21 protein-coding genes are annotated in these 24788 nt (G+C 60.7%); 9 read left to right on the plus strand and 12 right to left on the minus strand.

Annotation, left to right across the window (positions count from 1 at the left end):
- Window positions 1–28: 28 nt before the first annotated feature.
- Window positions 29–3682, minus strand: coding sequence for a trifunctional transcriptional regulator/proline dehydrogenase/L-glutamate gamma-semialdehyde dehydrogenase (gene putA / locus MRBLMS1_RS18115; protein ID WP_485880834.1), 3654 nt, complete (start codon window positions 3680–3682; stop codon window positions 29–31).
- Between the two features lie 207 nt (window positions 3683–3889).
- On the opposite strand from putA, the gene MRBLMS1_RS18120 reads away from it, so the two are divergent.
- Both MRBLMS1_RS18120 and MRBLMS1_RS18125 read left to right on the plus strand, forming a co-directional pair.
- A complete protein-coding gene (locus tag MRBLMS1_RS18120; RefSeq protein ID WP_010393827.1) occupies window positions 3890–4345 on the plus strand; it encodes an Lrp/AsnC ligand binding domain-containing protein in 456 nt (151 codons plus the stop codon).
- Between the two features lie 203 nt (window positions 4346–4548).
- Entirely contained in the window at window positions 4549–6108 is a 1560-nt protein-coding gene (locus tag MRBLMS1_RS18125) for a methyl-accepting chemotaxis protein (protein ID WP_485880837.1), read from the plus strand.
- A 51-nt stretch (window positions 6109–6159) separates the two neighbouring features.
- Here the strand turns inward: MRBLMS1_RS18125 and MRBLMS1_RS18130 are convergent, their stop codons facing one another.
- Window positions 6160–7140, minus strand: coding sequence for a LysR family transcriptional regulator (locus MRBLMS1_RS18130; protein WP_034752642.1), 981 nt, complete (start codon window positions 7138–7140; stop codon window positions 6160–6162).
- Window positions 7141–7346: 206 nt separating this feature from the next.
- On the opposite strand from MRBLMS1_RS18130, the gene MRBLMS1_RS18135 reads away from it, so the two are divergent.
- Window positions 7347–7652 carry a hypothetical protein gene (locus MRBLMS1_RS18135; protein WP_034752641.1) on the plus strand — a complete coding sequence of 102 codons (306 nt, stop codon included), beginning with the start codon at window positions 7347–7349 and terminating at the stop codon, window positions 7650–7652.
- A gap of 71 nt (window positions 7653–7723) precedes the next feature.
- On the opposite strand, the gene MRBLMS1_RS18140 is transcribed toward MRBLMS1_RS18135, so the two are convergent.
- From MRBLMS1_RS18140 to MRBLMS1_RS18160, 5 genes are all read right to left on the minus strand, one after another.
- Window positions 7724–8320, minus strand: coding sequence for a chalcone isomerase family protein (locus MRBLMS1_RS18140; RefSeq protein ID WP_485880840.1), 597 nt, complete (start codon window positions 8318–8320; stop codon window positions 7724–7726).
- A gap of 102 nt (window positions 8321–8422) precedes the next feature.
- Window positions 8423–8689 carry a YfhL family 4Fe-4S dicluster ferredoxin gene (locus MRBLMS1_RS18145; RefSeq protein WP_034752637.1) on the minus strand — a complete coding sequence of 89 codons (267 nt, stop codon included), beginning with the start codon at window positions 8687–8689 and terminating at the stop codon, window positions 8423–8425.
- 14 nt (window positions 8690–8703) lie between these two features.
- Window positions 8704–9201 (minus strand): pantetheine-phosphate adenylyltransferase, encoded by a 498-nt coding sequence (gene coaD / locus MRBLMS1_RS18150; RefSeq protein ID WP_034752633.1) that lies wholly within the window; start codon window positions 9199–9201, stop codon window positions 8704–8706.
- Window positions 9202–9301: 100 nt separating this feature from the next.
- On the minus strand, window positions 9302–9961 hold the full coding sequence (gene rsmD / locus MRBLMS1_RS18155) for a 16S rRNA (guanine(966)-N(2))-methyltransferase RsmD (protein WP_485880843.1): 660 nt from the start codon (window positions 9959–9961) through the stop codon (window positions 9302–9304).
- A gap of 69 nt (window positions 9962–10030) precedes the next feature.
- Window positions 10031–10927 (minus strand): DUF6279 family lipoprotein, encoded by an 897-nt coding sequence (locus MRBLMS1_RS18160; protein ID WP_034752628.1) that lies wholly within the window; start codon window positions 10925–10927, stop codon window positions 10031–10033.
- Window positions 10928–10952: 25 nt separating this feature from the next.
- On the opposite strand from MRBLMS1_RS18160, the gene glmU reads away from it, so the two are divergent.
- Window positions 10953–12329, plus strand: a complete 1377-nt coding sequence (gene glmU, locus MRBLMS1_RS18165) for a bifunctional UDP-N-acetylglucosamine diphosphorylase/glucosamine-1-phosphate N-acetyltransferase GlmU (RefSeq protein ID WP_485880845.1) — start codon at window positions 10953–10955, stop codon at window positions 12327–12329.
- 651 nt (window positions 12330–12980) lie between these two features.
- Here the strand turns inward: glmU and MRBLMS1_RS18170 are convergent.
- A complete protein-coding gene (locus MRBLMS1_RS18170) occupies window positions 12981–13454 on the minus strand; it encodes an Lrp/AsnC family transcriptional regulator (protein ID WP_338680277.1) in 474 nt (157 codons plus the stop codon).
- A 161-nt stretch (window positions 13455–13615) separates the two neighbouring features.
- On the opposite strand from MRBLMS1_RS18170, the gene glmS reads away from it, so the two are divergent.
- On the plus strand, window positions 13616–15445 hold the full coding sequence (glmS, locus tag MRBLMS1_RS18175) for a glutamine--fructose-6-phosphate transaminase (isomerizing) (protein WP_128140719.1): 1830 nt from the start codon (window positions 13616–13618) through the stop codon (window positions 15443–15445).
- Window positions 15446–15512: 67 nt separating this feature from the next.
- Here glmS and MRBLMS1_RS18180 read toward each other — a convergent pair whose 3' ends face one another.
- Both MRBLMS1_RS18180 and MRBLMS1_RS18185 read right to left on the minus strand, forming a co-directional pair.
- Window positions 15513–16379 carry a methylenetetrahydrofolate reductase gene (locus MRBLMS1_RS18180; protein ID WP_485881040.1) on the minus strand — a complete coding sequence of 289 codons (867 nt, stop codon included), beginning with the start codon at window positions 16377–16379 and terminating at the stop codon, window positions 15513–15515.
- A gap of 13 nt (window positions 16380–16392) precedes the next feature.
- On the minus strand, window positions 16393–17274 hold the full coding sequence (locus MRBLMS1_RS18185; RefSeq protein ID WP_485880848.1) for a LysR family transcriptional regulator: 882 nt from the start codon (window positions 17272–17274) through the stop codon (window positions 16393–16395).
- Window positions 17275–17401: 127 nt separating this feature from the next.
- Here MRBLMS1_RS18185 and msuE point away from each other — a divergent pair, with 127 nt between their 5' ends.
- From msuE to MRBLMS1_RS18200, 3 genes are read left to right on the plus strand one after another with little or no spacing between them, the layout of a single operon-like run.
- Window positions 17402–17983, plus strand: a complete 582-nt coding sequence (gene msuE / locus MRBLMS1_RS18190; protein ID WP_485880850.1) for an FMN reductase — start codon at window positions 17402–17404, stop codon at window positions 17981–17983.
- A gap of 60 nt (window positions 17984–18043) precedes the next feature.
- A complete protein-coding gene (locus MRBLMS1_RS18195) occupies window positions 18044–19021 on the plus strand; it encodes a DUF1852 domain-containing protein (RefSeq protein ID WP_331778182.1) in 978 nt (325 codons plus the stop codon).
- Window positions 19022–19048: 27 nt separating this feature from the next.
- Window positions 19049–20074 (plus strand): methionine synthase, encoded by a 1026-nt coding sequence (locus MRBLMS1_RS18200; protein WP_485880853.1) that lies wholly within the window; start codon window positions 19049–19051, stop codon window positions 20072–20074.
- A 25-nt stretch (window positions 20075–20099) separates the two neighbouring features.
- Here MRBLMS1_RS18200 and MRBLMS1_RS18205 read toward each other — a convergent pair whose 3' ends face one another.
- Window positions 20100–20276: a hypothetical protein gene (locus MRBLMS1_RS18205; protein WP_485880855.1), complete on the minus strand. Its 177-nt coding sequence runs from the start codon at window positions 20274–20276 to the stop codon at window positions 20100–20102.
- Window positions 20277–20427: 151 nt separating this feature from the next.
- Window positions 20428–22095, minus strand: coding sequence for a methyl-accepting chemotaxis protein (locus MRBLMS1_RS18210; RefSeq protein ID WP_485880857.1), 1668 nt, complete (start codon window positions 22093–22095; stop codon window positions 20428–20430).
- 268 nt (window positions 22096–22363) lie between these two features.
- On the opposite strand from MRBLMS1_RS18210, the gene MRBLMS1_RS18215 reads away from it, so the two are divergent.
- The gene (locus tag MRBLMS1_RS18215; protein WP_485880859.1) at window positions 22364–24787 is read left to right on the plus strand and encodes a DUF3772 domain-containing protein; all 2424 of its coding nucleotides are present in this window, start codon (window positions 22364–22366) and stop codon (window positions 24785–24787) included.
- Window position 24788 lies beyond the last annotated feature (1 nt).

Below are 24788 nucleotides of genomic sequence, written 5' to 3' on the forward strand. Positions count from 1 at the left end.
CCTTTTGCGTTGACTGCCTGCTTAAATGTTAGACACTGAGCATCATCAGGCTGGCATTCCCACCGGCCGCCGTCGTATTCACGCACAGCGCTCGCTCAGCGACCAGACGCCACAGAGGGATGGCACCCTCTTGTGTGGTGGCGATGGTGCCCACCAGGGCCCCTTCCCGTGCCGCCAGCAGCGGTTTGAGCTGCGCATCGAGGCTAGGCTCGATCATGGCGATCTGGAAATCATGCTTGACCGACTCCAGGCTCGTAATGATCTGGATGCGGTCCTTCAGCGCGGCCGGCAAGTCGCCCGGGATCAGCTCCGGCGATTGTGCCAGCACCAGGGCCTCGTTACCGGTGGCCAGGACGGCGGCCAGCTGGTTCATCAGCGTGCCGGACGTGGCGGCCGCGCACAGAATCGTGCCGCGCGCGGCAAAGCTCAGGGTATTGCGCTCGCCTGTCGGGCCTGGCAAGACGGTGGTGCTGCCCAGCAAGGTGGTGCGTGCGTATTCCTGCGCCAGTTGCTCGACCTTGTCGTGGCCATGCATCTTTGCCCACACGGTCAGCGCATCGAGCGCTGGCGGCGCCTGGCGCTGGTGCTGCGCGCCGGCTGGCGCATTGCGCTGCAGGCGTTTCAGGTACAGGGGGCCGCCCGCTTTGGGGCCGGTGCCTGATTTGCCTTCGCCGCCGAACGGCTGCACGCCGACGACGGCACCGACGATGTTGCGGTTCACATAAATATTGCCTACGTGTGCGCGCTTGGTAATGAAATCGATCGTTTCATCGATGCGCGTATGGATGCCCAGGGTCAGGCCGTAACCGCTGTCATTGATCGATTGCACCAGTTGCGGCAGCTCGGAGCGCTTGTAGCGGATTACGTGCAGCACGGGGCCGAAGACTTCCTGCGTCAATTGCGTCAGCGACTTGATTTCCAGCACGGTCGGGGCGACGAACGTGCCTTTGACGGTCGGCAAATCGAGCGAATAATGGTCGATGGCCATGGTTTTCATCTTGTTGATGTGCGCCAGCAAGTTACCTTGCGCTTCCGCATCGATGACGGGACCGATATCGGTCGCCAGGCGGTCAGGATTGCCGACGCGCAGTTCCTGCATGGCGCCCTTGAGCATGTGGATGGTCTTGTCGGCGATTTCCGTTTGCAGGAACAGCACGCGCAAGGCAGAGCAGCGCTGGCCGGCACTGTCAAAGGCGGACGACATCACATCCTGCACCACTTGCTCCGGCAAGGCGGACGAATCGACGATCAGGGCATTCTGGCCGCCCGTTTCGGCGATCAGGGGAATGTCGATGCCTTCGGCCACGGCGCGCGCGGCCAGGTTGCGGTTGATCAGTTGCGCCACTTCCGTCGAGCCCGTGAAAATCACGCCTTTCACGCGTGCGTCATTGCACAGGCCGGCGCCGACGACTTCGCCGCTGCCGGGCAAGAATTGCAGCGCACCGCGCGGTACGCCTGCCGCGTGCAGCAATTGCACGGCGCGGTGGGCGATCAGCGGCGTTTGCTCGGCCGGTTTGGCCAGCACCACGTTGCCTGCGGCCAGGGCGGCGGCCAGCTGGCCCGTAAAGATGGCCAGCGGGAAGTTCCACGGGCTGATGCAGGTGACGGGACCGAGCGCCAGGGTATTCGGCGCGTGTTCCACCTGCGCCGCGTAGTAGCGCAGGAAGTCGACGGCTTCGCGGATTTCCGCGATCGCGTTCGGCAGGGACTTGCCCGCTTCGCGCACGGCCAGGGCCATCAGCTCGATATGATGTTCTTCGAACAGGTCGGCAGCGCGCAGCAACGCTTGCGCGCGGATCGATGGTTCTGTTGTTTGCCAATCCATGGCGTAGGCGCTGGCGCTGGCCAGGGCCGTTTCCACGTCGGCCGGACCGGCTTCCATGACCTTGCCCACGACATCGTCGTGCTGGGCCGGATTGTGCAGCATGTGCGTGGGGCCATTCAGGCTGACGGCGCCATCGATCAGCGGCGCTGCCTGCCATGTCTGCTGTTGCGCCAGGCCCGTGGCCAGCGTGCGCAAAGTATCTTCATTCGACAGGTCCAGGCCGGCCGAGTTCCTGCGTTCGCTGCCAAACATGTCCAGCGGCAGCGGAATCGACGGATGCGGCAAGCCGCCCTGCAGGCGCGCCTGCTCGAGCGGATCGCGGATCAGGCTATCGATGGCCACGCTTTCGTCGACGATCTGGTTGACGAAGGAGGAGTTGGCGCCGTTTTCCAGCAGGCGCCGCACCAAATAGGCCAGCAGGGTTTCATGCGAACCGACGGGCGCGTAGATGCGGCACGGCTTGTCGAGATTCTCGGGGCCGACGACCTGGTCGTACAAGGTTTCGCCCATGCCGTGCAGACATTGGAATTCGTAGTCGGTGATGCCGTCGCGTTTCGCCCAGGTATAAATGGTCGACAGGGTTTGCGCGTTGTGCGTGGCAAATTGTGGATAGATCAGGCTGCTGGCGGCCAGCAGTTTTTGCGCACACACGAGGTAAGAGACGTCCGTGTAGACCTTGCGCGTGTAGACGGGATAGCCTTCCTGGCCGTCGACTTGCGCGCGTTTGACTTCCGCATCCCAATACGCGCCCTTCACCAGGCGCACCATGAACTTGCGGCCGCTGCGGTGCGCCAGGTCGATCAGGAAATCGATGGCAAACGGGCAGCGTTTTTGATACGCCTGCACCACGTAGCCGATGCCGTCGAAGCCGGCGAGGTCCGCATCGAAAGCCAGTGCTTCCATCAGGTCGAGCGACAATTCCAGGCGGTCCGTTTCTTCCGCATCGATGTTGAAGCCGATGTTGTACTGTTTGGCCAGCAACAGCAGCGCTTTGACTTTCGGCAGCAATTCCTCCATGACGCGGGTACGCTGGGCGCGGCTGTAGCGCGCATGCAGGGCCGACAGTTTCACGGAAATGCCGGGACCGTTGCGGATGCCGCGGCCGTTCGACGCCTTGCCGATGGCGTGGATTGCCGTTTCGTACGAGGCGTAGTAGTTGGCCGCGTCCTGCTGCGTCAGGGCCGCCTCGCCCAGCATGTCGTAGGAGTAACGGTAGCCGCGCGTTTCATTCTCGCGGCTGTTCTTCAGCGCTTCCTCGATGGTTTGACCCGTCACGAACTGGTTGCCCAGCATGCGCATGGCCAGGTCGACGCCTCTGCGGATCAGCGGTTCGCCGCCTTTGGCGATGAGCTTGGTCATGGCCGAACCGAGGCCCGATTCGCTGCTGGTACTGACCAGTTTGCCCGTAATCAGCAAACCCCAGGTGGCCGCGTTGACGAACAGCGACGGCGATTCGCCCAGGTGTTTCTTCCAGTCACCCTTGCTGATTTTGTCGGCGATCAAACGGTCGGCCGTCTGACTGTCGGGTATACGCAACAGCGCTTCAGCCAGACACATTAATGCAACACCCTCTTCCGACGATAGCGAGAACTCGTGCATCAGTGCATCGACGCCGGACGCGCGTGTGCGTTTTTGGCGCACGTTCGAGACCAGGCGGTGCGCCAGCGCTTGTCCTTCGGCCGTCGTTTCGGTGCTGCTGGGGCGCACTTGTTGCAACAGCCACTGCACGGCGGAAACCTCGTCGCGCCTATAGGCAGCGGTGATGGCGGCGCGTTGTGGAGTCGCTTCGGGCAGGATTTCTGCCTGGAACGCAGCAAAAGGAATCGGGGTAAAAGCCGAGGGGCCTGCAGGGTGCATAAGTGCTCTTTACAAGGAAAAAGGGGACGAAAACTGACGTAATTCTTGCTCTTTTTTGGTGCAAAAAAATACAGAAAGTCGGACGTTAAGATGATTCGATTGTAAAGGGGATTCTTATGGATTAATTCTGGTAATACAGGGGACTAGCAATAGATAGTTTTTGATGCGACAATTTAACCAAATAATATTAATTTGGGGGTGATGGGAATGCTGGACAAGATCAGTAAGAAAATCCTGATGGAATTGCAGAGCGATGGACGCATCAGCAATGTGGAGCTGGCCGCGCGCGTGAACCTGTCGCCGGCCGCCTGCCTGGAGCGCGTGCGCAAGCTGCACGAATCCGGTTACATCATGGGCTATACGGCCCAGTTGAACCCGCAGCTGCTCGACGTGTCGCTGCTGGTGTTCATCGAAGTGGTGCTCGATCGCACGACACCGGAAGTGTTCGACGCCTTCAAGCATAGCGTACAAATCATTCCAGAGGTACTGGAATGTCATATGGTCGCTGGCGGTTTCGATTACCTGGTCAAGGCGCGCGTCAAGGACATGGCCGCCTACCGCGAATTCCTGGGCAAGACGCTGTTGCAGAAAGGTGTGCGGGAAACCCACACTTATGCCGTCATGGAAGAGGTCAAAAACACCACCAAATTGCCAATTAAGTGACCCTGGTGTAGCCGCCCCGTTTTTCTGATTGAGCTATCGGAACAAATGTTGTAGGGTAGAACTACAATTCTGCTATCCGGTAGCCGGCCTGAAAACACGCGCAGACGTTGTGTTCAGGGTGCAAGGTGGGCAATCGTGCCCATCCGCATACGGCCACAGCACGTCCCTCCAGGGACGTGACGGGTTCGCGCAGCGGGGGACAAATGAAGCAGTTGCAGCATCAGCTGGTGCGTTTCTTTGTATTCACGATCCTGGCAATGGCCGTGGCCTGTTGCCTGGCCTATCTGCTGCTGCTGTCGGGCGGCGACCATCCTTATTTGATTGCCTGCGTGGCCGCCGCCATCGGCGCCGCGCTGCTGGCGTTTGCCGGCCGTCCACGCGGCGAACCGGGCTTGCACCAGTTCGCCGACACGGTGGGCAATGCCATCGATGCCATCATGATCGGTGCGGCTGAAACCTCGTATTTCGTCGATTCCGTCAAACAGAAGGTGGAACTTGATGTCCGCACGGCCAGCGACATTGCCGACAGTTCCGTACAAAATGCCGCGATGACGGAAAAGATCGCCGCCAATGCGGAACGGGCCGCCAAGGTAGCGGCCGGCGTGCGCGTGGAAAGCGTGGCGGCGCGTGCCGAAGTGGACCAGGGCTTGCGCCGCATCAATACGGCACGCGAGGAAGCGCAAGGCGCGTCCAGCACCATGCTGAGCCTGCAGGAAAAATCCAAACGCATCACGGGCTTCACGGAAGCCATTTCCGATATTTCCGCGCGCACCAACTTGCTGGCGCTGAACGCCGCCATCGAAGCGGCCCGTGCCGGCGAACATGGCCGCGGTTTTGCCGTCGTGGCCGGTGAAGTGCGGCAATTGGCGCAGCGCACCAAGGAAGCTTCCGATGAAATCAGCGTCATGGTGCGCGAAATCAATGAACAGTCGGAAAAAGCCGCGCGCGGCATGAGTTCGCTGGCGGCCGGTGTCACGGAAGCGGCGCGCAACGTGGAAAGCGTGCACGCCTCACTCAGCCATATCGAGCAATCGTCGGGCGAGTCGGAAGACGAGATCGGGCAAATTGCCCGCGCCTCGCGCGAACACGTCGACACGACGCAAGTGATCGCCGACGCCATCCTGCAAATCCGCGACAGCATGCTGTCGACGAATGCCGAATTGCCGCGCGCCACGCAGTCGGCCATGGCCCTGGCCGAGCGGGCCGAAGTGATCGCCGGCGCCCTCGGTGAATCGAGCGTGGCCACGCCGCACGACGAGATCCGCGAGGCGGCCCAGCGCGCCGCGCGCGACGTGGGCAAACTGTTCGAGCAAGCGATCGCGTCGGGCCGCATCACGCGCGAAGCCCTGTTCGACCGCCACTACCGCCCGATTCCGAACACCAATCCGCCCAAGCACAACACGAAGTTCGACGCGTTTACGGACAAGGTGCTGCCCGACCTGCAGGAAGGCGTGCTGGCCGCCCTACCCCACCTGGCGTATGCGGGCGCCGTCGACAACAATGGCTATTTTCCGACGCACAACAAGAAGTTTTCCCAGCCGCTGACGGGCGACTACGCCACCGATATGGTCAATAACCGCACCAAGCGCATCTTCAGCGACCGCACGGGCAAGCGCTGCGGCAGCAACACCAAGGCCTTCCTGCTGCAGACCTATAAACGCGACACAGGCGAGGTCATGCACGATTTGTCCGTGCCCATCCACGTCGAGGGCAAGCACTGGGGCGGTTTTCGCATCGGTTATCGCTCCAGCAACCACGCATAGCAAAACGCCTGATGAGAGATCATCAGGCGTTTTTTCTTGTGCAGGCGACGCTTACTCGATATGCGGCTTCGGTGCCACGCCGCCGCCGGCGGCCGTGGCCGTGCGCAGGGTGGGCGTGTTCATGCTTTCCAGATGGTTGCGCAGCCATTTGTGGGCGGGGCTGCGGGCATCGCGCTCGTGCCACAGCATGTCCAGGTGGACGGCCGGCAAGGTCAATGGCAAATCTTTGTACAGCAGGGACTCCGTCATGCCCGTCGAGGCGATCAAATGGCGCGGCAAGACCGTGATCAGGTCGGAATTGGCGACCACTCTGCCTGCTGTGAAGAACTGGTTGACCGTCAACAGAATGCGCCGTTCGCGGTGGATCTGCGACAGCGCTTCGTCGATCAAGCCATGTGCGCGGCCGGAAAAGCTCACCAATAAATGGTTGGCTGCGCAGTAGTTATCCAGAGTCAATTCCTTGTCGGCCAGCGGATGGCCGCGCCGCATCACGCACACATACTTGCCGGAATACAGGCGCTCGTGGCGGATGGGCGAACCCGTTTCGCTCGACAATTGCGCTGCCACGCCGGGAAAGAAGCCCACGGCCAGGTCGATATCGCCGCGCAGCAGCATCGGGCGCGGTTCGCGCGTCGTCAGCGGCATCATGCGCACGTTGACGCCCGGTGCTTCCCGTTCGATCGAGCGCATCAGCGAGGGCAGCCAGAACGCGGCCGTCGCATCGGCCATGGCCATGCGGAAGGTGGCGTGGGTTTTCGACACGTCGAAAGTTTCCGGCGTGACGGCCGCTTCCAGGCTGGCCAGGGCCGAGCGCACGGATGGCCACAGGGCTTCGGCGCGGGGCGTGGGTTTCACGCCGTAGGCCGTGCGGATCAGCAACTCGTCACCGAGGCTCTCGCGCAGGCGTTTGATGGCGTTCGATACCGCCGGCTGCGTCATCGCCAGGTGGCCGGCTGCGCGCGTCAGGTTTTGTTCCGTCATGACGGCGTCGAAAACACGCAGCAAGTTCAGATCCAGCGTCAGAAAACTCATGGAAAGCCCAAGATAAAAGTTGAATTGATTACTTAAAATTGATTACTTAGGAGTGTAAACCGCGCCGGGCACGAATATTTTCACTCGTTAAAAAATATTACAGTTTTCCATTCACGATTCATATAATTGGTATCAAGAAATGGAATTAGATTTATATGTTGCACTGCACTATAGTACTGGCAAATTCTATAATGCACTGGAACACTATGTCTACCTTCGCCTCCGCCCTGTACGCAGTATCCGCACCCGTGCTGGAGATTTCTCTGTTGAACGCCCTGCAACTCGTGCTGGTGATCGTCGCCGTGGGCGCGTTCGCCCTGCTGTTCAAGCCTTTGCTGGTGGGGATTGCCCGCGCCATGATGCTGGTGGTGCGTCCCAAGCTGAGCCGAGAAGAGCGTCTGGCGCGCCAGCAGATGCGCGAAGCGCAAGCCTTGAAGCGCACCCTGGGCAAGATGGATGGCGTATCGCCAAGCAACGCCGCCGAATTGCGCGCCCTGTCGACACGCGCATAAGCTCGCTGTTGCAGAAAGACAAGCCGGCATGCGCCGGCTTTTTTTACGCCCGCGTTTTCGTTCAAGCCGCTTTAAGCCATATCGCCCAACAAATGCGCGCGCAGCAAAGTGTCGGCAGGATGGGCGCCGATCCAGATTTTCAGCAGCGCATTGTAAAAGGCCAGGTCCGGCACCATGTCGCCCACCTGCTTGCCGTTCAGTTTGCACAAGGTTCCCTCTTCCGGCAGCCAGTCCACGGTCAGAATGTCGCCCTTTTTCAGGCCGGGCACCATTTCGAACATGGCGCCGAATTGCATCGTCTGGCTCAGCAGGCGTGTGCGGTCGGCCTGGTCGGAACTGCGCTTCAAGCCCTGCATGAAGGCTTGCCCCAGCTCGTCGGAAGTGATGTCGCGCAGCATGACGATTTCCAGACGGCGCGGTCCGGGCAGCACCAAAATGTCGGCCAGCTGGGTTTTCTTTTCCGGCAGGTACAGCGCGATCGTGTAGACCTTGAAGATGACCTTGTAGCGCACGCCGGCGCCGTTGAGTTTCAACTCGCGGCTGGCCAGTTGTACCGTGTCGTCCAGCTTGACGCCGCCCACCTCGACGGCCAGCGCCGCTTGTGCCAAGGCGGCGTACAGGCAGGCGGCAGCGAGGGAACGGCCGAAACGGGATGTGCTTATTTGCATCTTCTACCTCCGTGGAAACCATGGGCTGTGGATAAGTCAGCACACAGTGTAGAACAGTTGGCAGAAGCTGGCGCCACGCAGAAGGGGGCGCGGGAGAAAAGCTTAGGTTTTGGCGGCAGGCAGTTCCGCCTGCAGGCGTTCGTACTTGGCCATCAATTGTTCCGGGCTTTCGCGCCAGGCGGGATTGAAGGGGATGCAGCTGACGGGGCACACTTGCTGGCATTGCGGCTCGTCAAAGTGGCCCACGCATTCGGTGCACTTGTTGGGATCGATTTCGTAGATTTCCGCGCCCATGTAGATCGCGTCATTCGGGCACTCGGGCTCGCAAATGTCGCAATTGATGCATTCGTCGGTGATCAGTAATGCCATGATTTCACTCTTACTTATTGCGATGAGGCAGCGTTGGCGGCAATCTTGTTCTGCAGCCAGCGGTTCACCGAGGGGAAGACAAACTTGGAGACGTCGCCGCCCAGCGCCGCGATTTCGCGCACGATGGTGCCCGAAATGAACTGGTACTGGTCGGACGGCGTCAGGAACATGGTTTCGACATCGGGCAGCAGGTAGCGGTTCATGCCCGCCATCTGGAATTCGTATTCGAAGTCGGAAACGGCGCGCAAGCCGCGCACGATGACACGCGCTTCATGCTTGCGCACGAAATCCTTGAGCAAGCCGGAAAAGCTTTCCACTTGCACATTCGGATAGTGGCCAAGCACTTCGTTGGCGATTTCCAGGCGTTCGTCGAGCGAGAAAAACGGTTGCTTGTTCTTGCTGTCGGCCACACCGACGATCAGCTTGTCAAACAGACCCGATGCGCGGCGCACCAAATCTTCATGACCACGCGTGAGCGGATCGAATGTTCCTGGATAAACGGCTACAACCATTGCGGCTCCCTGACGATGCACCAATATAGACGCGCATTATGCCTGAAATTGGTGCTGCGCCTCGGGCCAGGGAGCCTTTTTGCCTCATTTATAGGCAGATTCAGGCAGTTGCCGGCATTTTGTTGTAAGTTAGCAAATGATAATAAACGGTGCCCGCCTTGTCGGCGCGGATGACTTCCCATGGCGCCATCCATTCTGGTTTTTCCAGCGCGCTGTTTTCATCGAAGACCAGCGGCAAGCCCGATTCCGCGTATATGATGCCGCCTTCCTTGAGCAGATTGGCGCACAGCGGCAGTACTTTCGCGAGGAAATCCAGCTGGTAAGGCGGGTCAAGGAAGATTAGATCGAAGCGCTGGCCGCGCGCTGCCAGGCCTTGCGCCGTCAGCAGGGCGTCGCCGCGCAGCAGTTGGACATTATCAGCGCGCAATTTCGTCTTGTTTTCTTCCAGCTGGCGAATCACGGGCGTGTGCGTGTCGACCATGGTGACGGACGCGGCGCCGCGGCTGGCCGCTTCGAAACCCAGCGCGCCGCTGCCGGCGAACAGATCCAGCACCTGGGCGTTGGCCCAGTCGCCGTCGCGCAAGTGATTGATCCAGTTAAATACGGTTTCGCGCACGCGGTCCGGTGTCGGGCGCAAACCGAGTGCCTGCAAAACAGGCAGCACGGAGCGCTTCCACTGGCCACCGATGATGCGCACCTGGTTCGGTGGCGGCGCGTGGTGGACAGGGACTTTGGCGGGTTTTTTAATCTTCTTTTGCATGGGGATTTCTTCAATTCGATGGCGGCCACTATAGCATATGGCCCCCTCCCCCCTGCTGGCGCTGCCCCGCTATTTGGGTTGTGTGGCCAGGGAATTGAAATCGTCGATCCAGCCCTGCATGCGCTTGACGGCGTGGGCCTTTTGCGCCGGCGTGGCGATCTTGATCACTGTCAAGACCATCTGCGCCGTGCTGCTTTCGTAGGCATCGAAGAAGGCCTTGCGCTCCGAATGTTCGAGGCGCTCGAAACTGTCCTTGATCAGGGTCGTGATCAAGCCCACGGTGGCGTCCTTGCCGAGTTTTTCCTGGTGAACCTTCTTGACCAGGTTCAACACATTCTGCTGGCGCCGCATGCGTTCGTCGAGCCAGATCTCATTGTTCAGCGGACGCGCGTCGGACGCCTTGCGGATGATGGCTTCCTGCTCGCTGCTGAAGCTGCCGAACCACAGTTCGAATTGCTCCATGGCTTTCTTGTAGCGCAGTTGCTGGCGCTTCTCCTGGTCGCCGCTCAGATATTTCTTGCGGTAATCATCATTGTTCGACTTGAACTTCTTTTCCATCTGTGCGATCTGCTCGGGCTTGAGCGAGCGCGCCAGGTCGGCCAGTTCGGGCGCCGCTTTCAGCAGCAGCGCCTGGGTGCGCTGCTTGATCTCGCTGTAATCGGCCATCAGGTCCGCCTGCGTGATATTGCCTTGCAACTGCTTCTGGCCCGTGCGCAGGATCTCCACGTAATCCTTCAATTGCGTCTTGCGGTGCCAGTCGAACAGCTTGTCGATATCCTCGCGCACCCAGCCTTTCTGGTCGCGGTCGAGGTCGACATACGCGTTCAGCCACCAGTACAGCACGGTATCGCCATTGTTGTAGGCCAGGCGCAAGCCGCTGCAGCCTGCGACAATAATGAAAAGCATGGCCAGCACGGCGTAACGAAAGCGGCTGGAGAATGGGGCCTGCGTGTTAAACTTTTTCATATTCTTAACTTATAAAAGACGGTCTATGAACGTTGTCATTCTCGCTGCCGGTATGGGCAAACGCATGCAGTCGGCACTGCCCAAGGTATTGCACCCGTTGGCGGGCAAGCCATTGTTGTCGCACGTCATCGACACGGCGCGCGGCCTGGCGCCGTCCCGATTATGCGTGATTTACGGGCATGGGGGCGCAGCGGTGCTGAAGTTGCTCGACGGCTACAAGGTGAACCATGCCGTGCAGATCGACGCCGCTGAACAGGCGCAGCAGCTGGGCACCGGCCATGCCGTGCAGCAAGCGCTGCCTTTGCTGGACGACAGCGTGCCGACCCTGATCCTGTACGGCGACGTGCCGCTGACCAGCGCTGTTTCCCTGCAACAACTGGTGGATGCGGCTGGCAACGATAAGCTGGCCATCCTGACCGTGGAACAGGACGATCCCTTCGGCCTGGGCCGCATCGTGCGCGAGAACGGCGCCATCGTGCGCATCGTCGAGGAAAAAGATGCCACGCCAGCAGAGCGCGCCATCCAGGAAATCAACAGCGGCATCATGGTCGCGCCCACCGTGGCCCTGAAGCAATGGCTGTCCGCCTTGTCGAATGACAATGCGCAAGGGGAATACTATCTGACCGATATCGTTGCCCAGGCCGTCGCTGATGGTGTTGCCGTCACCTCGGCCCAGCCTGCTGCCGTGTGGGAAGTGGCGGGCGTCAACAGCAAGGTGCAGCTGGCCCAGCTGGAACGCATCCACCAGAACAATATCGCGCAAGCGCTGCTCGAGCGTGGCGTGACCCTGTTTGACCCGGCCCGCATCGACGTGCGCGGCGAACTCATTTGCGGCCGCGATGTCACCATCGACGTCGGCTGCGTGTTCGAAGGCAGAGTCGAACTGGGCGACGGCGTGCGCGTGGGCGCCAACAACGTCTTCATCAACGCCACGGTGGCGGCTGGCGCACACATCAAGCCCTTCTGCCATATCGAGGACGCCATCGTCGGCGCCGCCTCCATCATCGGCCCGTACGCGCGCCTGCGCCCGGGCACGGTCCTGGCGGAAGACGTGCACATCGGTAACTTCGTCGAAGTGAAAAACAGCCAGATCGCCGCGCACAGCAAGGCGAATCACCTGGCCTACATCGGCGACGCCACCATCGGCTCGAAGGTCAACATCGGGGCCGGCACGATTACCTGCAACTATGACGGCGTGAACAAGTTCCGCACGGTGATTGAAGACGACGCCTTCATTGGCAGCGACAGCCAGTTGATCGCGCCCGTCACCGTCGGCAAGGGCGCCACCCTGGGCGCCGGCACGACCTTGTCGAAAGATGCGCCGGCCGGCAAGCTGACCGTTTCGCGCGCGCGCCAGGTGACCATCGACGGCTGGACGCGTCCCGTGAAAATCAAGAAGTAAGCGCACCGCCCTCGGTAAGCATGACGCCGTCAGCCTGTCCGGGCTGGCGGCGTTTTTTTATACCTGTGGATAATCCTGTGGAGAGTTGGCTGACAACCCGGGATAAGTCCTGCCATTTTCCCCATCCCGTATTTTCTCCGTATTGTTGTGTGTGGATAAACATGTGAACAAGCATGCGGACAAGTGATGGATAAGCCCGGTATAAGCTGCGTATAAACGGTCAAGAACCTGTGGAAAAGACGGGATAAGTTTTTTGGCCCAGCTTGCCGCTCCAGCGTACAAGCCAGTCCGTGCAGACTGAAAAAGCATCGCCGGATTTTTGCTTGCCTGGACTGTGGATAAGCTTGTGTGTAATCTACGGATAAGTGATGAATAACTTATAAGTCATTGTATTGTAAGGATATTCAAGAGTTATTCGTCAATGCTGGCTGTGGGTAAAGCTGTGCAAAAGGCTGTGATTAAAGCGTGGGCAAGCGATGGATAAGCCCGGATAAGTTTTGCCCGGCAGTAGCTACACATTTATTGAGGGGCCTCCTCCGAGGCCAGATGTGGCAGCCGTGAAAATCCGTGATTTTTATACTGTGGATAAACTTGTGTATAAGCATGCGGAAAAGTGAGGATAAGCAGGGATAACTGTTCTGTCCGCTTGCTTCACACCGCGATGCGCGTCTCGAATTTGCTGCGGAACGTGGAAAAGTAGCTTTTCACGTTGCGCACATTCGCGTGTGCGGCAAACAGGCGGTGCGCCAGCGCGTGGTAGGCGGGCATGTCGGCCACCTGCACCATCAGCACGAAGTCGGGCCCGGGCGAGACGCGGTAGCATTGCAGCACAGCAGCTTCCTGCGCCACGAGCTGCTCGAATTCCGCCATGCGCTCCGCCGCCTGCACGTCGAGCGTGATTTCCACGATGGCAGTCAGGCGCGCGCCCACCAGCTGCGGCGCGACGATGGCCACTTGCCGCTCGATGACGCCGCTTTCCCTTAAATGCTTGACCCGCCGCAAACAGGTGGGCGCCGAGACGTGCACCGAGCGCGCCAGTTCACTGTTGGTTTGCGATGCATCAATTTGCAAGGCGTTCAGGATGCGACGATCGATTTCGTCGAGGGTAATGTTGTCTTCGCTCATGGTATTGAAGAATTGGAGAATATATTGAGTTTAAATGAAATAATATTTCACCACAAAATAGAGGTGAAATATTCAGTCAAATATACACTTATTTAGAAAGCATATTTCATGCACTCTGCATTAGCATGCGTGCATTGATTAAATTTTAGACAGAGGTTTCCATGTGCGGCATCGTCGGCGCAGTAGCGCAACGTAATATCACTCCCATCCTGGTCGAAGGCTTGAAGCGCCTGGAATACCGCGGCTACGATTCCTGCGGCATCGCCCTGCATGCGGATGGCCGTTTGCAGCGTTCGCGCTCCACCTCGCGCGTGGCCGAGCTGGAAAAGCAGATCGGCGAAGAAGGCTTGAGCGGTTTCACGGGCATCGCCCACACGCGCTGGGCCACGCATGGCGCCCCTGTCTCGTTCAATGCCCACCCGCACTTTTCCCCAACGGAAGAGAACGCCCGCGTGGCGCTGGTGCATAACGGCATCATCGAAAACCACGACGAACTGCGTGCCGAACTGACGGCCCTCGGTTACGTCTTCCAGAGCCAGACGGACACGGAAGTGATCGCCCACCTGGTCGAGCACATGTACAACGGCGACCTGTTCGAAACCGTGCAGCAAGCCGTGAAACGCCTCGATGGCGCGTATGCGATCGCCGTGTTCTGCCGCGACGAACCGCACCGCGTGGTCGCCGCGCGCCAGGGTTCGCCCCTGATCGTCGGCCTGGGCAATGGTGAAAACTTTGTCGCGTCCGACGCCATGGCGCTGGCCGGCACGACGGACCAGATCATCTACCTGGAAGAGGGCGATGTGGTCGACCTGCAACTGTCACGCTGCTGGATCGTCGACGTCGATGGCAAGCCCGTCGAGCGCGAAGTGAAAACCGTGCACGCGCACACGGGCGCGGCCGAGCTGGGCCCGTACCGCCACTACATGCAGAAGGAAATCTTCGAGCAGCCGCGCGCCATCGGCGACACCTTGGAAGGCGTGACGGGCATCATGCCGGAACTGTTCGGCGACGACGCCTATAAAATCTTCAAGCAGATCGACCGCGTGCTGATCTTGGCCTGCGGCACCAGCTCGTACGCCGGCATGACGGCGAAATACTGGATCGAGTCGATCGCCAAGGTGCCCGTCAGCGTGGAAGTGGCCAGCGAATACCGCTACCGCGACAGCGTGCCGCACCCGAACACGCTGGTGGTGACCATTTCGCAAAGCGGCGAAACGGCCGATACCCTGGCCGCCCTGAAACACGCGCGCAGCCTGGGCATGCAGCACACCTTGACCATCTGCAACGTGGCCACCAGCGCCATGGTGCGCGAATGCGCCTTGGCCTACATCACGCGCGCCGGCGTGGAAGTCGGCGTGGCATCCACCAAAGCGTTCACGACGCAGCTGGCCGGTCTGTTCCTGCTGACCTTGTGCCTGGCGCAAGTCAATGGCCACCTGTCCGAAGAACAGGAAGCGGCGCACCTGAAAGCCATGCGCCACCTGCCCGTCGCCATCGCGTCCGTGCTGGCGCTGGAACCGCAAATCATCGCCTGGTCCGAAGAATTTGCGCGCAAGGAAAACGCCCTCTTCCTCGGTCGCGGCATGCACTACCCGATCGCCCTGGAAGGCGCGTTGAAACTGAAGGAAATCTCGTACATCCACGCGGAAGCGTATCCGGCCGGTGAATTGAAGCACGGCCCGCTGGCCCTGGTGACGAATGAAATGCCGGTCGTCACCATCGCGCCAAACGACGCCCTGATCGAAAAGCTCAAATCGAACATGCAGGAAGTGCGCGCCCGCGGCGGCCAATTGTATGTCTTCGCCGACGTCGATTCGCGCATCAGCTCCGGCGAAGGCCTGCACGTCATCCGCCTGCCCGAGCACTACGGCGATCTGTCGCCGATCCTGCACGTGGTCGCACTGCAATTGCTGGCGTATCACACGGCGCTGGCGCGCGGCACGGATGTGGACAAGCCACGCAATCTGGCGAAGTCGGTGACGGTGGAGTAAGCAGGGCGGATTGTGTATTGCTCTGGTGGCGCGGCGCCGCCAGAGAGGCGGTCGTCGCACAGGATGCTCAAGGGCCTGGGGCGGTACGAGAACGGTACTGCTCTATCCACTTCACCGACTGTGCGATGCCGCCAAATGGAAAGAAATGCAGGCTGACCTCGCCATGTGCTGCTGTCAGGCCGGCGGCCAGGCGCTCGACAAACAGATCGGGCCCTGCCGTGCCGAACAGCTTGCCGATCGAGACGCCATATTTGGACCACATCGATGCGCAGGCGCCCACACCGCACACCGCGGCATAGCGCGCCAGCACGGCGATGCTCGCGGGGCCCGGCACGCCCACGTGCACGGGATGGGTTATGCCACGCGCGCGCAGGGCTTGCAACCACGTCAACACGACGTCGGCATCAAACGCAAACTGTGTGACGATCAAGGGCGCCATGCCGTGCTTCTCGATGCTATGGCACTTGCGCTCAAGCACCTCCCACTGTTCAGCCTTGCTCATCACCGGATGGCCTTCCGGGTGGCCACCCACGCCGATCACTTTCATGCCCGCGCGCTCAAAAATACCTGTGTCGATCAGCGCGGCACTGTCGGCAAACGGCCCCATCGGTGTGGGTGGATCGCCAGCGATGACGAAGCAGCGCTCGACGCCGGCTTCAGCGGCCGCGCGCTGGACGAAGGACTCCAAGCCGGCGAGCGAAGCGATACGGCGCGCAGACAAGTGCGGCATGGGCTCAAAGCCGAGGCTGCGCACGGCCCGCGCCGCGGCAAGCCGCGCGTCGTCGTCCTCGCGTGCCAGGTAGGGAATGGAAATGGTGGACCCGGGCAATATCCGGGGCGCCGCCGCGCTCAGCGCAGCAATGTCTTTCGTACTGGCTTCCAGCGAATAGGCGTGCGTGATGTTGTTGGCGGGCCAGGGCTGAGCGGGATGCATCAAGGGTTTTACCTTAGCTTCCTTGCGCCATGGCGATGAAGGCCTTGACGTAGTCGATGGCGGTGTCCGTCTCGCGTGCGCCCAGGAAGATCTGCTTGGCGATGCCGCGCGCGCCCAGCCGCACAGGCACCACGTCCATCTTGGCCGCGTATTCCTCGACCAGCCAGCGCGGCAGGGCGGCTACGCCGCGGCCGCTGGCCACCATCTGCAACATGATGTCGGTCGTTTCGATGGCTTTGTGGCGCTTGGGCGTGACACCGGCAGGCAACAGGAACTGGTTGTAGATGTCCAGGCGCTCGATGTCCACGGGGTAGCTGATCAGCACTTCCTGCGTCAGCTGCTGCGGCTTCACATAGGCTGCCGACGCCAGGGCATGGCCCTTGGCCACGACGAGCACCTGCTCGTAGTCGAACACGGGTTCGAATGTCAGCCCCGGCTTGTACAGCGGGTCGGGCGTGACCAGCAAGTCGATCTCGTAGCCGAAGAGCGCGCCGATCCCGCCGAACTGGAACTTCTGCTTGACGTCGACATCCACGTCGGGCCACGCGGCCAGATAGGGAGACACTACCTTGAGCAGCCACTGGTAGCAAGGATGGCATTCCATGCCGATGCGCAACGCACCGCGCTCGCCCTGCGCGAACTGGCCCAGGCGCTCTTCGGCCAAGTCCAGTTGCGGCAGCACCCGGTTCGCCACTGCCAGCAAGTACTGGCCGGCCTGCGTCAGGCGCAGGTTGCGCCCTTCGCGCAGCCAGACGTCGGTGCCCAGTTGCTGCTCCAGCTTCTTCATGCTGTGGCTCAAGGCCGACTGCGTCAGGTTCAGCACGCCTGCGGCGGCCGTCAACGACCCTTGCTTTTCGACTTGCTGGACGATGCTGAGGTGGATACGTTCAAGCATTGGAATGAGCCATATTCATGGATGTATGAAATAAGACCATTATACTTCATCGATCCCCCCCGTTATCATCCATCCTCTTGCTGTTGGCATTCTTCGCCCTCGCGCATCACTCCCTATGAAAGCAAACATGACACGTCCACTTCGCTTAGTCGCCGTTTCCGGCGGGCTGCAACGCCCTTCCAAGGCTGCCGCCCTGGCCGAGCACCTGATGGATTTGATCGCCGAGGAAGTGCTGTGCGAACAACGGCTGGTCGAACTGGGGCAGCTCGCGCCGCAGCTGGCCGGCGCAATCTGGCGCTCCCATCTGCCCGAGACGGTGGAGCGGGAACTCGCGGCGGTCGAGCAAGCGGACATCCTGGTGGTGGCGACACCGGTCTATCGTGGCGCGTACACGGGCCTGTTCAAGCACTTCTTCGACTTCATTGACCAGGACGCCTTGATCGACAAGCCCGTTTTGCTGGCAGCTACCGGCGGCAGCGAGCGCCATGCCCTGATGATCGACCACCAGTTGCGGCCGCTGTTCAGCTTCTTCCAGGCACGCACATTGCCGCTGGGCGTCTACGCGACCGACAAGGACTTTACCGACTACCGCCTGCAGGACGAGGCCCTGATCCAGCGCGCCACCTTGGCCGTGCAACGGGCATTGCCCTTGATCGGCTTGACGCGCCATGCGAGATCCGCCACCGCTGAAGAGCTGGTCGCGGCCTGATACGCATCACCACGGTCAATCAATATATTCACCTTTTCGCAGAAATCAGGACAGATCACCATGAGCAAAGATTTTGTATTCAGCATCAAGAGCATTGTTTTCGATGAAAACTATCACCCATCGGACAGCACGCGCCTGACGACCAACTTTGCCAATCTGGCCAGAGGAGAGCGTCGCCAGGAGAACTTGCGCAATACCTTGAAAATGATCGACAGCCGCTTCAACAACCTGGCGCATTGGGACAACCCGAAGGCAGACCGCTACTCGGTCGAGCTTGAAATCATTTCCGTCGCGTTGAATATCGATGCCGAAGGCGACAATATTCCACTGATCGAGATATTGAAGCCGAACATCATCGATAAAAAAACCAATGAGCGCATTGATGGCATCGCCGGGAATAACTTCTCCTCCTACGTGCGCGATTACGACTTCAGCGTGCTGCTGCCAGAGCACAACAATAATAAATCCACGTTTGGCACGCCGGACAATTTCGGCGATTTCCATGGCAAGCTGTTCAAGCACTTTGTCAGGTCAGACACCTATAAAGCGCACTTCAGCAAGCCGCCCGTTATCTGCATCAGCGCCTCGAGCAGCAAGACTTATCAGCGCACTGAAAACCAGCACCCCATCCTGGGCGTCGAGTACCAACAAAATGAGTTCTCTTCGACCGATGAATATTTCGAAAAGATGGGGATGCAGGTGCGCTATTTCATGCCGCCCAACAGCTCCGCACCGCTGGCTTTCTACTTTATCGGCGATCTGCTTGGCGACTACAGCAATCTTGAACTGATCGGCACCATCAGCACGATGGAAACGTTCCAAAAGATCTACCGGCCCGAAATTTACAATGCCAATTCCGCAGCGGGGAAGTTGTATCAGCCCAGCCTGAAGAACCAGGATTATTCGTTGACGCAAATTGTCTATGACCGGGAAGAGCGCAGCCAGTTGGCGGTCAAGCAAGGCAAATACACAGAAGAGCACTTCATCAAGCCATACAAGAATATTCTTGAACAATGGTCTGCGAACTACGCGCTCTGATTAAAAAAATAAACGAAAGCATTTATCATGAAAAAATTATTGCCTACTTCCACTGCCGGCAGCTTGCCCAAACCTTCCTGGCTGGCACAGCCTGAAAAACTGTGGTCGCCGTGGAAATTACAGGACGAGGAATTGATCGAGGGCAAACAGGATGCTCTGCGTTTGTCACTGCAGGAACAGCAGCACGCAGGCATCGATATCGTCAGTGATGGCGAGCAAACCCGTCAGCATTTCGTCACCACGTTTATCGAGCATCTGAGCGGCGTGGATTTTGACAAACGCGAGACCGTCAGGATTCGTGACCGCTACGATGCGAGCGTGCCGACCGTGGTTGGCGCCGTGAGTCGCCCGAAGCCGGTGTTTGTGGAAGACGCCAAATTTTTACGCCAGCAAACCACGCAGCCGATCAAATGGGCCCTGCCAGGCCCGATGACGATGATCGATACGCTGTATGACAGCCACTACAAGAGCCGTGAAAAACTGGCCTGGGAATTTGCCAAGATACTCAATCAGGAAGCGAGGGAACTGGAGGCGGCCGGTGTCGACATCATCCAGTTTGACGAACCTGCATTCAATGTCTTCTTTGATGAGGTCAATGACTGGGGGATTGCCACGCTGGAAAGGGCGATCGAAGGACTCAAATGCGAAACGGCTGTCCACATCTGCTACGGCTATGGCATCAAGGCCAATACGGACTGGAAAAATACGCTGGGCTCCGAGTGGCGCCAATATGAAGAGTCTTTCCCGAAGCTGCAGAAATCGAATATCGACATCATCTCGCTCGAATGCCACAACTCGCGCGTGCCCATCGACCTGATTGAACTCATTCGTGGCAAGAAGGTGATGGTCGGGGCCATCGACGTGGCCAGCAATACCATTGAAACGCCGGAGGAAGTCGCCAACACCCTGCGCAAAGCGCTGCGCTTTGTCGATGCCGACAAACTCTACCCGAGCACCAACTGCGGCATGGCGCCCCTGGCTCGCCAGGTCGCAAGAGGCAAGTTGAATGCGCTCAGCGCAGGTGCGGCAATCATCCGGGGAGAGCTTTCCTAGCCGGCTGGTGAAGTTACGCCTGCGCCTAAGCCAGGCGCAGCAGCATTGTCCGCAAGCGCTCCCCCATCCGTGCCCGCAAGGCTGCGTTCAGCAGCGGCGCCACCTGCGCAAAAGCTTTCTCGATGCGCGCCAGCAGGGCATCGACATCATCTTCCGCCTGTTGGCGCGTGGCGAAGCCGAAACGGGTCACATCGCGCAGCATGGCGTCGCGTGTGATGTCGCGGCGGCCGGCGGATTGTGGTCTTTAATTGGAAGAATATGAACGCCGCAGTTGATTTTTAAAGTGAACATAAAACTGAATTTAATACGATTAAATTCAATCTTATGTTCATATGATCCGTCGTCGCGCCATTCTAGAATTCCTCCCACTGTGCCGGTGCGCAGGCGCGTTGCGGCGCCGCTGTCACGGCCACGCGCATTGCCGTGCCGGCCGCTGGCCGCGCGGCAGGTGTTGGCAAGGTCGCCGCTGGCACGCCGCCCAGTTTAAATGCGCTCACCACCTGCGCCAGGGTCGCCGCCTGCTCCTGCATGGCCGCCGCCGCTGCCGCCGATTCTTCCACCAGGGCCGCGTTTTGCTGGGTGACGTTGTCCATCTCGCTGATGGCCTGGTTGATTTGCTCGATGCCGGCCGTCTGTTCCGCGCTGGCCGAGGTGATTTCTTCCATGATGTCGGTAACGCGGCGCACGCTGTCGACCATGTCGGTCATGGTGTTGCCGGCTTGATGCACGAGCTCGCTACCGGCCGCCACGCTCCGGGTCGAGTCGTCGATCAGGGTCTTGATTTCCTTGGCCGCGGCGGCCGAGCGGTGCGCCAGGCTGCGCACTTCCGTGGCCACGACGGCGAAGCCACGGCCCTGCTCGCCCGCGCGTGCCGCTTCCACGGCCGCGTTCAAGGCCAGAATGTTGGTCTGGAAGGCGATGCCATCGATGACGCCGATGATGTCGGCGATCTTGTTCGACGAGGCGTCGATTTGCCGCATGGTCGCCACCACTTGCGCGATGACGGCGCCGCCGCGCTGCGCCACGCCGGAGGCCGTGTCGGCCAGCACATGCGCCTGGCGCGCATTGTCGGCATTCTGCTTGACGGTCGAGGTCAGTTCTTCCATGGAGGAGGCCGTCTCTTCCAGCGAGCTGGCTTGCTGCTCCGTTCGCGCAGACAGGTCCAGGCTGCCCGCCGCCACTTCGGACGAGGCCGAGGCGATCGTTTCCGTGCCGGCACGCACCGTGCCCACCGTTTGCGCCAGGTTGTCGTTCATGCGCTTGAGCGCCTGCAACAGTTGTCCCATTTCATCGCGCGACTGCACCGTGATCTGGCTGCGCAAATCACCTGCGGCCACCGTGTTGGCTACCTGCAGCGCCGTGGTGACGGGGCCGGTGATCGAGCGCGTGATGCCGTACGCCAAGGCCGCCGCGATGGCCAGCGCCGCCAGCGACATGCCGATCAGCAAGGTGCGCGTGTTGGCATAGGTCGCATTGGCATTGTCGCCCGCCGTGTTGGCCAGGGTATTTTGCAAGCTGATCTGTTCAGCAATCAATTGCTTGTAGACCAGCAAGACGGGGCGCAGTTGGCCGTACAGATAGGCGCTGCTGTCGTCCGGCGTGCCGCTCCTGATCAGTTCCAGCAAGGCCTCCTGCCCTTGCGCGTAGCGCGTGTTGGCGTCGTTCATCTTGGCCATCAGCGTGCGTTCACGCTCCGAATCGAGCATGTTCGCGAGCTTGCCGAGATTGCCGGCCGCCGCCTGGCGCGCGGCCAGGATGGCGTCCGTTTGCTTGCGCTGGTCGGCCGGATCGGCGCTGAGCATCATGTTGCGCAAGGCAATGGCGATGTCGTTGATGTTGGCCGATACGCTGTTGGCGAGCTCAATCTTCGGCATGCTGTCATGCACGATATGGCCGGTGCCCTGGTTGATCTTGCCCAGCATGGCAATGCCCAGGCAGGAGATGATGATCAGCATGGCGCCGATGGCGCCAAAGCCCACGGCGAGGCGGGTGCCGATGGTCAGGTTGGATAAAAACTTCATGGCAGTCTCAATACGGAGGGAATGGTCAAAAGGTCGGCGGCTGCGGATTGGGGGCCGCGCCGCCAAGCGGAGGACGATCCTAGACCTTTTTATGTGATATTTCCATAGGGCAATATGCCTAGTCGCCCCCTTGGATGCACGCCGGTTCCGCCTGTTCTGCGGCTTGCGCGTGTTTTCAGCTATATTGGCAGGCACCCGCCGGGCGGCAGGCCATGACCGGCGTCGCCGCCGATTCGGCAATTTTTCCCATTTTCAGCCTTAGGTCCGCATGACTTCTTTCCGTCTCCGTTTCTTTCCCTTCCTGCTGGCGTTGTTGCTGGCCTGCTCGCTGGCCCCGCCGCCCGCCTGGTCGCAGCCCGTCGACGATGCCGCCACGGCCGACCAGCGTCTCGATGGCTTGCGCAAGCAGATCACCGGTATCCAGAAGGCGCTCGATGGCGAGGCGGAGCTCGATGACGCGACCTTGTCGCAGATGCGCGCCGATGCGCTGGCGGCCAGCGCCGAGGCGGACAAGGTGGCCGAGTCGCTGGCGCCCACGCTCACCAGCGTGCAGGCGCGGCTGGCCGAGCTGGGGGCGCCGGCTGCGGGGACGAAAGATGCTCCCGACGTGGCGGCGCAGCGCAGCCAGCTGGACCGCACCAGCAGCGCGCTCGATGCGCAGGTGAAACTGGCGCGCCTGCTGGCTGTGGAAGCGACGCAGGCGTCGGAGCAGGTGTCGACGGTGCGCCGCGCGCAGTTGCAGGCGCGCCTGGGCGAACGCACGGCCTCGATTCTGGCCGGCTCGTTCTGGAAGCAGTTGCATGCGGAATTGCCGCAGAACCTGCAGCGCTTGCGGGCGCTGGAGCTGGAATTGGCGAATGCGGCAAGCGCCACGCCGTGGTCGGCCTGGGGCGGCTTGCTGGCCGCCATCGTGGCCGTGATCGGCGCCAGCGTCTGGATTTCGCGTTATTTGCTGGTGGTGACGTCCACGCGCGTGCCGCACGGCCGCTTGCGCCGCTCCTTGCATGCGCTGGCCGTGCTGGTGCTGGCATTGGCTACGCCGGGCCTGGTGGCCGAATTGCTGGCCATGGGGCTGCGCTGGGAGGGCGGCCTGTCCGAAAAGACCTCGACTTTCCTCAGCAGCTTGATCGGCATCATCTGTTTTGCCGGCTTTACGGCAGGGCTCGGCCACGCGCTGCTGTCGCCGCGCCGCGTCTCGTGGCGTCTGCTGCCTCTGCCCGATGCGCTGGCGCACCGCATGCGCAATTTTCCATCGATGTTTTCCTTCATCGTCGTGCTCGTGTGGGCGACGGAACGGGTCACCATCGTCATCAATGCGGGCCTGTCGACGGCCGTGGCCGTCAACTGCATCGTCGCTCTCGTGATGAGCACGACCATCGCCTACGGCCTGATGCGCGCCGAGCGCTGCTGGCGCCAGTTGCGCGAGGCCGATCCCGCCACCCTGGTCACGCCGCTGTGGCTGCGCTGCGTCACGGTGCTGCTGTGGCTGGCGCTGGCGTCCAGCGTCATCAGCTTGCTGATCGGCTATGTGGCATTCGGCAGTTTTATTGCCAAGCAAATCGCCTGGGTCATTGTCGTGGTGTGCAGCACGTATTTGCTGACGGTGCTGGTCGATGACATCTGCATGCTGCTGGCCTCCACGCCGCCGCCGCCGGACGCCGCCCATCCTGTGCTGGCCACGCCCAAGGCGCGCGACCAGGCGGCGGTGCTGCTGTCGGGCATCGGCCGCGCCATCGTCGTGCTGCTGGCCCTGATGCTGCTCTTGGCGCCATTTGGCGAAGGTCCGGGCGAGTTGTTCCAGCGCGTCGGCAAGCTGCAGGATGGCCTGGCCATCGGCGAAGTGGCGATCCGTCCGGCCGCCATGATCCAGGCGCTGCTGGTGCTGGTCGTCGGCTTTATCGCGCTGGGCCTGTTCAAGCGCTGGCTGCAAAACAGTTATTTGCCGACCACCAATCTCGATACGGGCATGCAAGTGTCGTTCATCACCCTGTTCGGCTATATCGGCGGCGTGCTGGCCGTGGCGCTGGCCCTGTCGGCGGCCGGCATCGGCCTCGAGCGCATCGCGTGGGTGGCGTCGGCCTTGTCGGTGGGTATCGGTTTTGGCTTGCAGGCCGTGGTGCAGAACTTTGTTTCCGGCTTGATCCTGCTGGCCGAACGTCCCGTCAAAGTGGGCGACTGGGTGTCGCTCGGTGGCGTGGAAGGCGATATTCGCCGCATCAATGTGCGCGCCACGGAAATTCAGCTGGGCGACCGTTCCACGGTGATCGTGCCGAACTCGGAATTCATCACCAAGACGGTGCGCAACGTGACCCTGGCCAATCCGCTGGGCCTGGTCCAGGTCAAGCTGCCGCTGCCGCTGGGCACGGATGCGCAGGCGGCGCGCGCGCTGATCCTGTCCGTCTTTGTCGACAATCCCGACGTGCTCGACACGCCGGCCCCCAGCGTGCAGCTCGACGGCATCGACAATGGCCTGTTGTTGTTCAACGCCACCGGCTTTGCCTCGTCGCCACGCCTGACGTCGGGTATCCGCAGCGCGCTGCTGTTCGAATTGCTCAAGCGCCTGGACGAGGCGAACATCGCCATCGCCAAGCCCAGCACGATGGTGCTGAGCACCGTGCCGGCACAGCCCGAGGCGCCGGCCATGTCAGCCGTTGCGCCGGCGCCCGCACCGGTACCGCCGCTGACGAGCTAGT

It is taken from the genome of Massilia sp. LMS1-1-1.1 (assembly GCF_040815535.1).
GTDB classification, from domain to species: Bacteria; Pseudomonadota; Gammaproteobacteria; order Burkholderiales; family Burkholderiaceae_D; genus Janthinobacterium; species Janthinobacterium aestuarii.